We start from the raw sequence: 13,006 nt of genomic DNA, 5'->3' as shown, positions 1-13,006 counted from the left end.
TCTTACCCTTCAACTCTCCTATCAAAATTCACGAGCTAAATTTTATATTTTGTTCGATATATCTATACTCGATCTAACTTGTTTCCTTTCGAAAATTTGCAAGATTTTGAAATAAAAATATCTGAAGATCATGAGCTATTTAGGAGGGCAGTGAGGGAGTTCGCTGAGAAGGAGCTCCTTCCCAACGTTCAAAGAATAGAAAGGGAAAATTCCATTCCCGAAGAGATTTACCAGAAGGCCAGGGAAATGGGCCTCATGGGTGTGGGGATTCCTGAGGCTTACGGAGGGCAGGGAGGAGACATGATGATGACTACCATCGCCAATGAGGAACTTTCCAGGATCTCTCCAGCCTTCATGGTGAGGATTGGGGCAAACCACCTTTTCACCACCCCTGTCCTGATCTTTGGAACAGAGGAGCAGAAAAAGAAATACATCCCACCCGTGGCCAGGGGAGAGGTCTTTGCTGCCCACGCTAACACCGAACCCGGGGCTGGGAGCGATGTTGCGGGGATTAAGACCACCGCCAAGAAGGAAGGGAGTAAGTGGATAATCAACGGGAGGAAATACTTCATCACCGGATCGGATAAGGCGTCCTTCCTAGTGGTATCAGCAAGGACAAGTCCACCGCCAAGCAGGAAGGAGAGGTGGAAGGGACTGACGTTCTTCATTGTGGAGAGGGACTGGCCCGGCGTCAAGATTGGCTCAAAGATAAACGTAATGGGGCTCAGGGGAGAACAACCCAATGAGGTAATACTGGACAACGTGGAGGTACCAGAGGAAAACGTTCTGGGAAAGGTAGATGAGGGCTTCAAGGTGGCCGTGACAACTTATGACAGGGGAAGAGTGGGAGTAGCTGCCCAGGCAGTGGGAATCGCCCAAGGGGCGTTCGAGAGGGCTTTCAACTATTCGTTACAGAGGCAGGCGTTTGAGAGACCCCTCATCTCCTTTGAGGGAATAGCCTTCAAGCTCTCTGACATGCTAGCTCACCTTGAGTCTGCCAGGTTGCTCACCTACTGGGCTGCAACTCTTGCGGAGAAGAACCACAACCTTGCAGTTACTGCCGCATCACTGGCAAAGATGATAGCCACTGAGGTTGCGGAACAGGTCTCCTCACTGGCAATAAAGATACACGGGGGAGCAGGCGTAGAGGTCCAGACTGGGGTGGAGCGTTACCTGAGGGACGCCATGATCACCACCATATACGAGGGGGCAAACGATATACAGAGGTTGATGGTGGCCAGGGACCTGGTAAGAAAACTTGTGGGGATAAACATAGAACTAGCTTGAGGTCTCAACATTGAAGGTTACAGTCATAGGATCCGGCGTAATGGGTCACGGGATTGCTGAACTTGCAGCGATCGCGGGCAACGAGGTATGGATGAACGACATCTCAATGGAGATCCTGCAACAGGCCATGGAGAGAATCAAGTGGAGTCTCTCCAAGTTGAAGGAGTCCGGCTCCCTAAAGGAGGGCATTGAACAGGTTCTGGCCAGGATTCACCCAGAGACTGACCAAGTACAGGCCTTAAGGAATGCCGATTTCGTGATGGAGGCGGTGAAGGAAGACCTTGAGTTGAAGAGAACCATCTTCAAAAACGCTGAGACTCACGCCTCACCTTCCGCGGTGTTAGCTACCAATACTAGCTCGCTGCCCATTTCAGAGATTGCTTCCGTGCTGAAATCCCCTCATAGAGTTGTGGGAATGCATTTCTTCAATCCACCCGTACTGATGCCCCTAGTGGAAGTGGTCAGGGGAAAGGATACATCAGACGATGCGGTGAGGGCAACAGTGGAGATGGCCAGATCCATGAACAAGGAGACCATAGTGGTCAAGGATGTCCCGGGCTTCTTCGTGAACAGGGTGCTCCTGAGGATAATGGAGGCCGGGTGTTATCTGGTGGAAAGGGGGATAGCAACAATTCAGGAAGTAGACTCTTCAGCCATGGAAGAACTTGGTTTCCCCATGGGCGTCTTCCTCCTTGCAGACTACACGGGGCTTGATATAGGATACAGCGTGTGGAAGGCGGTTACTGCAAGGGGTTTCAAGGCGTTCCCATGCGCTTCCACGGAAAGGTTGGTATCTCAGGGTAAACTGGGGGTGAAGTCGGGAAGCGGTTACTATCAGTATCCATCTCCAGGGAAGTTCGTGAGACCAACCCTTCCCTCCACACCCAAGAGGTTGGGGAGATACCTGATTGCCCCTGCAGTGAATGAGGTGAGCTATCTCCTTAGGGAAGGGGTAGTGGGAAAGGATGACGCCGAGAAGGGATGTATCCTAGGGTTGGGGTTACCCAAGGGGATACTCTCTTATGCGGATGAGATTGGCATTGACGTGGTGATGAAGACCCTAGAGGAAATGAGGGAGGGAAGCGGGATGGATCATTTCTCCCCGGATCCCCTCCTGCTAACCATGGTGAAGGAAGGTAAGCTGGGGAGGAAAGCCGGACAAGGATTTCACACCTACGGGAAAGAGGAGACCAAATATACCACAATTCTGGTGAGGGTAGAGCCACCCCTGGGCTGGATAGTGCTGAACAGACCCACAAGGTATAACGCAATCAACGGTGACATGATAAGGGAGATAAACCAAGCCTTAGACTACCTGGAGGAGAGGGAGGAGGTCAGAGTTATAGCAATTACCGGTCAGGGAAGGGTGTTCAGCGCTGGGGCAGACGTCACGGAATTCAGCTCCCTAACTCCCGTGAAGGCCATGATTGCCTCCAGGAAGTTCCATGAGGTCTTCATGAAGGTCCAGTTTCTGACTAAGCTAGTTATAGCGGTCATAAATGGACTTGCCCTTGGAGGGGGAATGGAACTGGCCCTCTCCGCAGATTTCAGGGTTGCCTCTAGGGCGGCAGAAATGGGACAGCCAGAGATAAACCTAGGTCTGATACCAGGAGGTGGTGGGACACAACGCCTGTCCAGGTTAACGGGAAGAAGGGGCCTAGAGCTCGTCCTGACCGGGAGGAGGGTTAAGGCTGAGGAGGCCCATCAACTGGGAATTGTGGAGTTTCTGGCTGAACCCGAGGAACTTGAGACCGAGGTGAAGAAACTGGCCAGTGCCATAGCCGAGAAGTCTCCCCTGGCCGTGGCCTCAGCCAAACTTGCCTACAAACTGGGGGAGGAGACACATATATGGGCAGGATCATCACTTGAGGCCAGTCTCTTCGGTCTTCTCTTCAGCACCAAGGACTTTGAGGAAGGTGTGAGGGCTTTCCTTGAAAGGAGGAAGCCCAACTTCAGGGGAGAGTAATGAAGGCCTTGGCTGCTGTCCTTGAGAGGTTCTCAGAGCCCCTGGTTCTCAGGGAGGCAGAGGTTGGCGAGGGTCTATCTGTCCAAGTTAAAGCTTCTGGGATGTGTGGAAGGGACCTGGTGATATGGAGGGGAGGGTTCAGAAACCTAACACCTCCCCTTATCCTGGGCCACGAAATTTACGGAGAGTACGAGGGTAAGCCTGTGGGCGTGTATGGAGTTGAAACGTGTGGAGAGTGCAGGTACTGCAAGGCTGGGAAGGAGAACCTGTGCGAGAATGCCCGGTTCCTAGGGGAGGCCAGGCCCGGGGGATATGCTGAAGTGGTCGCGGTAAGGGAGCAAGGAATCTTCCCCCTGCCCGATAAGGAGTACGAAAAGTATGCAGCTGGAGTGTGCCCATTAGCTACCGCAATACACTCAAGCAGAATTGCGGGGATCCAAAGGGGAGACACTGTCCTGGTCACCGGGGCAGGTGGAGGAGTGGGAATACATACAATACAGTACCTCAAGTTCCTGGGGGCTAAGGTGGTTTCGGTTACCTCTTCTTCCAAGGTCGAGGTAGTGTCCAAGTTTTCTGACCAGGTCATCACTCAGAAGGACTTCTCCAGACAAGTTAAGGACGTAGATGCTGTTATCGAGTTGGTTGGGTCAGAGACCGTGAACGAGAGCTTGAGAGCCTTAAAGAGGGAAGGAACTCTGGTGCTGGTGGGTAACGTCACAGGAAAGGAAATCTCCCTAATGAGACCGGCCCTCACCATAATGAGGGAGCACAGGATCGTGGGTTCTGCCGCATACACGAGGGCGGAAGTCAGGGAAGCAGTGAGGCTCATCCATGAGGGAATGGTGAAGCCTGTGTACAGAAAATATCACCTGAGAGAAGTAAATACCGCAATGAAGGACATGATGGAGGGAAATGTTCTTGGAAGGGCTGTCCTGGTCACGGGAGGTTGAGGCAGAGGTTTTCATACTGAAGCCCGTTGTGCTGTCAAAGACCATTCACGAACAAGTGCCGATCTCCTATTCATCCTTTCCGAGATACTCACCCTAAGCCAGCCTAGTGAGAATTCTCAAGAACTTTTATGGGACGGTGGTTAACTTTCCTCTACTTTTTGAGGAGAATACTTAAAAAAGTTATTAAAGTAAGATTAGTCTATATGTTATATATCCCTCAGGCTCACGTTTGGAAACGTCAAGCCTCACCTTGGAACCAACCCTTAACTTCTCCCGGGGACCTTCCACCCATGCGGTAACACTAACATCTCCAAATCTGGCTATGCCCACCACGTAGTCGGGATAGTGGGCAAAGGACGGTGGTTTCACGGAAATTACGGTGTAGGTGAGGAGTTCTCCTTCTCCCTGAACTTCCTTCCACTCCAGATTTGAAGTTCTGCATTTGGGACAGTCGTCTTGAGGCGGGAAGTACACTGTGCCACACTTGTTGCACCTGGTGGCCAGAACCTTCCCCTTCTTGAGCTCGTCGAAGAACTTTGATATCCTCTTGACGGGAATCTGATACCTCAGGTCCAGCTCCCTGACGTCTGACCACAGCGGGTTCCCCGTTTTGGGCTCAGGGTAAACTGGTAGGCCCGTCATCTTGGTTAACATGTCCAGTTGCTTCAGAACCTCAGCTATCTCCTTTTGCTTGGCATCTCTCACGTCCGATATCATAGTCCCGGCCTCCTGGTGGAGAATAGGGTAACGTAGGCGTAATGTCCCGTTCCTCCCACATTATGGGCCAGTGCCCTTCCGTTCCTTATCTCTGCCTGCATACCCTTGTTGGGGGCCCTGTAAAGGAGCTGTCTGGCAAGGGAGACTGCCATACTAACCCCTGTTGCTCCAATGGGGTGGCCCTTGGCCTTGAGCCCTCCGTCAACGTTTACGGGAATCCTCCCGCCTATGTAGGTTTGCTCCTCCCTGGCCAGAGTGAGACCCTCGCCCCTCCTGGCGAACCTCAAGTCCTCATACGCAATTATTTCGGCGATGGTGAAACAGTCGTGCACATCTGCCACGTCTATCTCCTTCCATGGAGAGTCCATGTTTATCTTAGCTCTCCTGTAAACCTGCTCGGCTGCCATTCTGGCTGCCTCAATGGTCGTGAAGTCTGTCCTCCTGGAAAGGTTAGCTGTGCCTGAACCCACTCCCTGGGCTTCTATCCATACTGGGGAATCGGTATACTTGTTGGCCACCTCCTCAGAGGCCAGGACGACTGCAGCGGCACCATCCGTGATCGGGGATGAATCCAGTAGCTTTAGGGGCCACGCCACGGGACGGGACTTCAGGTATTCCTCCATGGTTATCTCCTTCTGGAAGTGAGCGTAGGGGTTCATGGCCCCATAATGATGGGCCTTCACGGCTATCTTTCCCAGGTCCTCCTCCTTCAGGCCATACCTGTTCATGTATGCGGTTGCATACAGCGCGTAATATCCTGGGAAGGTCAGACCGAAGTTCTCGAACTCCCAGAAGTAGTTTCCTGCCCTTCCTATCATTTCCACTACCGTGGGATTAGGGGACTGATGCATCTGCTCCACCCCTATGGCCATGGCAATGTCTGCCTCACCTGACTTAACTGCAAGGTATGCCTCCCTCAGCGCTGCGCTACCCGAGGCGCACGCTGCCTCAACCCTCATGGTTCCGCTTGGGGTGAGATTGCAGTACTCCCCTATCACAACTGCCGGTAGGGGTTCAGCGCTCCATGTGCCCACATTCCCCACCGAAAAATACTGGATGTCCTTCTGTTCCACATTGGCCTCCTCAAGCGCCTGCTTAACTGCCTCCCAGGCTAGCTCCTGAAGGTTCACATCAGTCCTAGAACCAAACTTGGAGTGACCTGTTCCAATAATGGCTACGTTAGTCATGAAGAAATATTGGTAATTGTGGATTTTAAAGTGATAGATCAAATCCGGCACTCGCGAAGCTTCAATGGAATTGGAAAGGCACCGCATGTAAGAACCTTTTGGAGTAAGAATCCATCCGTGTGGCAGGCATTTCACCTGAACTACGAGCGGAATCTCGTGTTCTATTTATTAACTCAATTAGATATTTTTACAACCTTACCCGAACCTCTGCATATGCTTTCCAAAGAACCATCCTATTAATTCACGGTTAGTGTGACTTAGCTCTACTTCAGGCAGACTCCCGGTTTCTCTAGAACCATTATCCTCTCATTCATGATCCTTGCATTTACCAGATAGGGTAGGGTGAACGTCCTTAAGGACCCCTCCACTACAACAACCTGCTGGCATGAACTACCCCTGAAGGCCCACCAGCCTCCTAGGGCGTAGGTTTGAAGTATATGAAATATTTGACTAAACGAGATAAAAATACTTTACTCAAGATGGTCCTTAAACCATTGCAACTTAATTCCCAACCTGTGCATCATGTTATCAGGTTTTCCCTTCCTCGCATGCTCATGACCGTCACCCTGATATCTCACCAGTTTGCTCTCCGCCCCCTTTGACCTTAACGCCACATGGAATTGCTCCGCCTGTTCAATTGGGCACCTGTAATCCTCCTCGCCGTGAATGAACATGATGGGAGTCCTAACTCTCCCCACGTAATAGATGGGGGACATCCTCATTAGCTTCTCCATGCTTTCTGGGTTCCATGGGTCCACCACCCCTGATTCCACCGCATTGAACCAGAAGCCAATATCGCTGGTACCGCACATGCTCACGAGGTTGGAGATTCCCCTCTCGCTCACAGCTGCGGAGAATAGGTCTGAATGGGTAACTATCCAGTTGGTCATGAAACCTCCATACGATCCGCCTGTGACGCCAACCTTCTTGGTCAGATTGAACTGTTTCCTTGCGTCGTTCACAAACTCCAGGAGTTCCATCATATCTCTTCCGCCCCAGTCCCCCACACATCCCTTAGCGAACTCCTCTCCGTAACCCTGGCTTCCCGTCGGGTTGGCGTAAATCACGTTGAAACCATTGGAAGCGAAGAACTGGAACTCAATGAAGTACCCGTAACCGTAGGCCATATGGGGACCGCCGTGTATGAAGAGTATTGTGGGCCTGTCCCCAGTAATAATTCCCCATCCCTCAATCCTTGAGTTGATCTTCACCGGAGTGAGTCCCTTAACCCCAGGGTTAGGATCGTATATCTCGCCGTGGTAGAGGAGAGAGGGCTTCTCCGGAGTCATGAATGAATACGCCAGTGAGTTCCCGTCATGGTCAAATATCCTCACCACCCGTTGCCCCTCAGTAAGTCTGTCAACCTTCCTATCGCTTATCCTGTACACGTTAACCTCACCGCCTACTTGCCCAAGGCTGACAAGCTGATCCTTGAGGAAAACCAGTTTGTCCTTTGCTCCATCGAAGACGTCGGAGAGGACTGTGGAGCCACAGGTCTTTCCGCACACATATCTCTCCCCAAGTTCCGGGAGGATGACCTCCCTCACTGCCCACGGGGACTTACCCTTGTCGTGGCCGAGATAGGCCACATCTCCGTGAGGGTTCATGGCAACTGCCAGAATCATGCCATCCTCCTTGATTATTCTCCTGACCTCCCCGGTATCCAGATCCAGATCGTAAAGGGCATTGAGTCCAAGGTCATCGTCGGGTTGAGTTGTTGATACCACAACTCTCTTCCCGTTGGTGGCAAAATCCGTAACGTCGAAGTCTCCCCCAAGGACCTTCATCACCTCTTCTCCCCTGACAAGGTAGAGGGAGGTCCTAGTCCTCAGAAGACCCCTCCCATCAAACCTGTATTTCCTCTTCTCCGTGATGAAAGGTACTGAAGGTGTCTGTTTGTCCAGGAGGTCCTCCCCCAGGATCAGGAGACCCTTCTCATGTTTCTCAAATTTGTTTATCTTACCCAGCTCTGCAACCTTCTTTGGTTCGCCATAGGGTGACTGCGATAACAACTGAGCTGAACCGTCACTCCTTACGTAGTAGAGGTCCTCCCCCAGGAATTTGGGCAATGAGACTTTACCTTCCAGAATGGGCCTATGGTTGAGGAAAATGGACGTGTGGTAACCATTTTCCTTTATCCAGGTCTCACCGTGTATGAGACCCTGGGGTTCCAGTTTAACCTCTGAGATGACCTTTAGGGAATAGGCTTCCTTGGGATCCATAAGGAAAGTAGAGACACACGGTATTAAGCTGAGCTATCTAAAGCGTGAACACGGTGACCGGGGTAGGGACGCTAAAAGGTGAAGAAAGTGGCGATTTACGTTCTAGGGCAACATTTCTATCCCGGATCTCTTAAACGTGAAATACACAACAAAGAGAACATCTACATTCCCTTCTTGGCCTTGGCCTCATTTCTCAGGATATATTTCTGCATCTTGCCCGTTGCTGTCATGGGTATGGGACCAAACTCCACAATCTTGGGGCACTCAAAGTGGGCCAGCCTCTCCTTACAGAACCTTATTACCTCCTCCTCGGTGAGCTTCGCCCCCTCCTGTAGCTCTATCCTCGCAGTTACCACTTCACCCCACTTCTCATCGGGGGTTCCGTACACTGCCACAGCTTTCACTCCCGGTAACTCCATGAGCGTTTTCTCCACCAGGATGCTGGATACCTTCTCCCCTCCCGTGTTTATCAGGTCCTTAAACCTGTCCACTATCTCTATATAGCCGTCGGGATGAACAACGGCTGCATCCCCTGAATGGAACCAGCCGTTCCTGAACGACTCTGCCGTCTTCTCGGGGTTCTTGTAGTAGCCCAGAGCCACGTTATGACCTCTCATCACCACCTCTCCTATGGTCTTTCCATCCCAGGGGACCGGCTTGCCCTCTGCATCAAAGACATCCATCTCGAAACTAACGTAGGGAATTCCCTGTCTGGCCTTGAGCCTTGCCTGTTCCTCAATGGGAAGTGAATCCCATTCTTTCCTCCATTCACAGATGGAGTGGGGCCCATAAGTCTCGGTGAGCCCATACACGTGGCACATGTAACCCCCTATCTCCTGCATTGCCTTCAGCGTGGCGGGAGCTGGCGCTGCCCCTGCCACCAGCATGTGCACCTTGTTGCTAAACTTGAGGTTATTGCGTTTCATGTAGTCTGCAAGGTTCACGTAAACTGTGGGGGCGGCGGACATGTGGGTAACCCTCTCATTCTCAATGAGCCTGTATATCAAGGGGTAATCCACCTTGTCCAGGCACACGTTGGTAGCCCCCACAGCCACCGTGGCCCAGGAGAATCCCCACGAAGCTGCGTGGAACATGGGGAGGGTCCAGAGGTAGGTGGAGTTCAGATCCATCTGGTGTTCCAGGGCCTCAGCCATGGCATTGAGGAAGGCACCTCTGTGATGATGCATAACTCCCTTGGGCAGGCCTGTGGTACCTGAGGTGTAGTAAAGGGTTATCATGGAGTACTCCTCCTTCACTGGAATGGGGAGGGGATCCCTTGATCCTCCCTTCACCAGCTCGTGATAGGTCGTGCTCACTTCCTTCCTAGCCCTCTCACTGGCGCTGGGGAAGTCCGGATCCTCAAGCAGAATTATCTCGGCCCTGATCTGGTCCTTAACTTCCATGAGTGAGTCGACGTAGGGCTCATCCACCACAACGAACCTGGAGTCGGAGTGATTCACGATGTAGGCAATCTCCCTGGGAGAGAGCCTGAAGTTGATGGGGACCAGGACTCCACCGGCGTATGGAACTCCGAAGAATGACTCAAGGAACTCTGGTCTGTTCCTGGAGATGAAGGATAGCTTGTCCTCCCTGGAGAATCCCCTCTTCATAAGCGCACTCGCCTGTATCATCACGTTATCATGAAAGGTGGAGTAGCTGTACCTGTTATCCCTGTACACTACAGCCGTTTTGTCCTTGAAGTATTTCCCTGCCCTCTCCAGAAACAGGAGGGGAGTTAGCACGGAGTACCATGAACCCGTTGGGTCAACTCCCTCATAACTGGGAACTTTGAATCCATTCATCAATTAAAATGACTTACACTAGTTTAAAAACTGATCTAGCTAGGGAGCAACACGTCAGGAGCATTACCCCGAGACCTGAGGATAGCACAGAAGGTTACATTCACCAACTCTCTTGGATGTCATGGGTTCCCACCTCATACCTCTGAGATCCCTTCCGGAGATCACCACCGAAACCAGACCTCCAACCCTTGGCAGAGTGAACTCCAGTTCCAGTTCCTGTCCCATCCTCCATGTTCTGGGCCTTATGGTTTCAATTCCACGTGCGTAGTAGGGTGAGGGAAGGACCATGGCAACCGGCTCTCCAAGATCGTAATACTTCTTGCTGAGATTGACCCGGCTTACCTCGGTCCTGAAAATTGTCACCTTCTCTGGTGCCATGTTAAATACCCTGCCCCTGGAGTAAAATACGCCATCCCTGACTCGCGGAGGGATCAGCCAGTGAATCCAGGCTGACACCATGGTAATGTTAACGTAAACGTTCTCCCCGTCCCTGGCAACACCCACGTCAGCGTAATTGAAGCAGGGATCTAGAAGGGTGTCCCTATGACCCCACCCGCTCTCAGCGTCGTTATACACCATGTCCAAGACCACCTTTCTCACCAGATCCTTCACCTTATGCTCTGGATAGTTTTCGAAGTGAACGAAGCCCAGTGCCTCCTCTGAGTAGAAATAGTTCCCAAGCCTGGTGAAATGATAGAAGGGAGGAAATCCGTGTTTATCGTAATGGTGGAAAAGTCTTTCCGTCAACATGTAGTTTGCCCTGTACTGTGCCACGCCCGTGTTGGCATACCTCACCTCTGGCACTCCGTGCATGACCCTAAGTTCATTGACCAACTTCAGGATCTCCCCAGGTAACAAATCACTCCCTCCTGGGAAGGGAGGGAATGAAGGGATCCCTGGAGAACTTTGGCTCCCCGTTCACAAGCTTTACCTCTATTAGGGAACAGTCCTTGGGACAGGGCGTCTTTGAATCCGGTGGAGTGACAAGCTTACCCGAGATAAGGTCAAACTCCGCACCATGGAAGGGACACCTGATCACATTTCCCTTAACCTGGGAATTGAGGAGAGGTCTCTGTTTATGCGGACAACCCGCAAGCCACATCCTCTCCTCCTTTCCATCCATGAATACCATTACGGGAAAGCCTTGAATCTCAAAAAACTCCATCTTAACCCACTCCTCACTCCGGCGGTATCTCCTGGAACAGCACGTTTATGTCCAGACCCTTTTTCTTGGCCCTGAGGGAGGAAACGGCGTATATAGCAATTCCAGCACCGTATATAATGACGAGGGACAGTATGGTCTCCGGGTTTATGGGTAGTAGCACCGGATTGTTCCAGGTGTAGGCCAGGAGGAAGAGCGTGAACGCGAACACCAAGCTACCCACTATGGTTACCAGTGGAATCCCCGCTACCCTGCTCTTGTTGGGGAACGTCCCCTCGTATACGTTCTTCCTCACGTAGGGCATCAGCGCGGTGGACAGGGCAAACACACCATATCCTATCTCAAATACCACCGTCACGTCCACCAGGGATACCGGGGTGTTGTAGGCGTAGAGGAAGAGGCCCAGAACTCCCATGGCCCCAACCAGAAGGGTAGCCTTCACCGGAGCCCTCACGGTCTCGTTCACGTCAGCCATCCATTCAGGCATGATCCTCTCAAATGACCACGAGAAGAGATACCTGACCAGGCCCGTCACAAGGGGAGGATTGCTGTAGAAGTTGGGTAACCATAGGGCTAGGAACATGATGAAGAAGAGGGGTAGACTGCGGGTTACAATGAACGCGAAGAAGGGTGTGAAATCACCTATGCTCTGCAGATTGTTGTAAACGGTGTCATTAACCCCCTGGTTACTGATGTAACTCCAGGAAGTCAGGAAGCTTGAGCCGAAGGCATGAAGGTTGAGGAAAGTGAACGTGGTGTAATAGGCTGCAATTATGAGGATGGACACCACAGTCGCGTAAAGCACGTTCTTCCTCACCTGTTTCATCTCGCCGGCCCAGGAGAGAGGCAGGTTATACCATGTGTAATAATACCAGATCACCGGCGCAGCTAGGAACGTGGCGTATAGAGGACTCTCGAACCTTAGACCGTTACTTGTGGCATCGCTTATCACCTGGTTATATGCGTTTGGAATCCCCGTAGTGGTGGAGAGCGCATGAGCGAAGGTGCTGGGGCTGATCTGGGCGAGGGCTATGAACATAATAATGGTGGAAAGGAAGGTAATAATTCCCGCCCCCGTCACGAACCTCCACTGCGCCCTCGGAACCGAAGCCAAGACAGCTGAGATTATTACTATGATCAATCCTACCACAATGCTACCCTCTGTGCCCGAGAACCAGCTCCCAAGGTTGAGGAATCCCTGATTGTTGTAGGCCAATCCCAGCCCAGAGAACAGGTAACCGAACCACTGGGCTCCCAGGTAGCTGTAGTAACCCAGCGAGAGGCCGAACCCCACGAAGAGACCAAAATAGTTCACGAACCCCACGAGGGGATGAACGGCCCTGCTGTTAAACACATAGTCCCCTCCAGCCCTCGGCATGGCGACCCCCGCAAGATAAAAGAGGTAGGCCATGCCAAGGGTCGGGGGTAAAGTCAGGAGAAAGGCTAGGGGCCAGTTGGCCCCGGGCGCTGTAAAAAGCCAGGTTAAAATTAAGATTGGAACTCCTCCGGTCACCAGTCCGAAAGTGGCAAACATGGACGACCAAGGACTGACCTCCCTCACGAGACCGGAGGACTCCCTCAGGAAAAGGGTCTTTTTATCTTCCATTTCTGCAAGTGGTCAAGGGACGTGAGTTTTAAGCTTTGCTACAATTGAACGCATAGACTTTAAAATTACATTCGTAACTAAACTTGAAAATGTGAAAAATAGATGGT

General features: G+C 51.8%; 10 protein-coding genes. 3 read left to right on the top strand and 7 right to left on the bottom strand.

Annotated features, from left to right (window positions below; genetic code table 11):
* The first annotated feature begins 78 nt into the window (after positions 1-78).
* The 3 genes from QVC96_RS05195 to QVC96_RS05185 are packed head-to-tail and all read left to right on the top strand — an operon-like array spanning position 79 to position 4,203.
* Positions 79-1,287 (top strand): acyl-CoA dehydrogenase family protein, encoded by a 1,209-nt coding sequence (locus tag QVC96_RS05195; protein ID WP_238026972.1) that lies wholly within the window; start codon positions 79-81, stop codon positions 1,285-1,287.
* A 10-nt stretch (positions 1,288-1,297) separates the two neighbouring features.
* A complete protein-coding gene (locus QVC96_RS05190) occupies positions 1,298-3,253 on the top strand; it encodes a 3-hydroxyacyl-CoA dehydrogenase/enoyl-CoA hydratase family protein (protein WP_287690117.1) in 1,956 nt (651 codons plus the stop codon).
* Positions 3,253-4,203: a zinc-binding dehydrogenase gene (locus QVC96_RS05185; RefSeq protein WP_238026971.1), complete on the top strand. Its 951-nt coding sequence runs from the start codon at positions 3,253-3,255 to the stop codon at positions 4,201-4,203. The genes QVC96_RS05190 and QVC96_RS05185 overlap by 1 nt, the downstream gene beginning before the upstream one ends.
* A 183-nt stretch (positions 4,204-4,386) precedes the next feature.
* On the opposite strand, the gene QVC96_RS05180 is transcribed toward QVC96_RS05185, so the two are convergent.
* The 7 genes from QVC96_RS05180 to QVC96_RS05150 form a co-directional block, all read right to left on the bottom strand.
* Entirely contained in the window at positions 4,387-4,920 is a 534-nt protein-coding gene (locus QVC96_RS05180) for a Zn-ribbon domain-containing OB-fold protein (protein ID WP_238026970.1), read from the bottom strand.
* Positions 4,917-6,107 carry a thiolase domain-containing protein gene (locus QVC96_RS05175; RefSeq protein ID WP_287690116.1) on the bottom strand — a complete coding sequence of 397 codons (1,191 nt, stop codon included), beginning with the start codon at positions 6,105-6,107 and terminating at the stop codon, positions 4,917-4,919. The genes QVC96_RS05180 and QVC96_RS05175 overlap by 4 nt, the downstream gene beginning before the upstream one ends.
* A gap of 470 nt (positions 6,108-6,577) precedes the next feature.
* Complete coding sequence (locus QVC96_RS05170) at positions 6,578-8,329, bottom strand: alpha/beta hydrolase family protein (protein ID WP_287690115.1); 1,752 nt, start codon at positions 8,327-8,329, stop codon at positions 6,578-6,580.
* 161 nt (positions 8,330-8,490) lie between these two features.
* Complete coding sequence (locus QVC96_RS05165) at positions 8,491-10,131, bottom strand: acyl--CoA ligase family protein (RefSeq protein ID WP_287690114.1); 1,641 nt, start codon at positions 10,129-10,131, stop codon at positions 8,491-8,493.
* Positions 10,132-10,194: 63 nt separating this feature from the next.
* The gene (locus QVC96_RS05160; RefSeq protein WP_287690113.1) at positions 10,195-10,965 is read right to left on the bottom strand and encodes a CAP domain-containing protein; all 771 of its coding nucleotides are present in this window, start codon (positions 10,963-10,965) and stop codon (positions 10,195-10,197) included.
* Between the two features lie 25 nt (positions 10,966-10,990).
* Complete coding sequence (locus QVC96_RS05155) at positions 10,991-11,296, bottom strand: Rieske (2Fe-2S) protein (RefSeq protein WP_287690112.1); 306 nt, start codon at positions 11,294-11,296, stop codon at positions 10,991-10,993.
* A gap of 13 nt (positions 11,297-11,309) precedes the next feature.
* Positions 11,310-12,899 (bottom strand): APC family permease, encoded by a 1,590-nt coding sequence (locus tag QVC96_RS05150; RefSeq protein WP_287690111.1) that lies wholly within the window; start codon positions 12,897-12,899, stop codon positions 11,310-11,312.
* Between the last annotated feature and the right edge of the window lie 107 nt (positions 12,900-13,006).

The sequence above is a fragment of the Metallosphaera javensis (ex Sakai et al. 2022) genome (genome assembly GCA_021654415.1).
Lineage (GTDB): Archaea > Thermoproteota > Thermoprotei_A > Sulfolobales > Sulfolobaceae > Metallosphaera > Metallosphaera javensis.
This window is presented reverse-complemented; position numbering and strand designations above follow the sequence as displayed.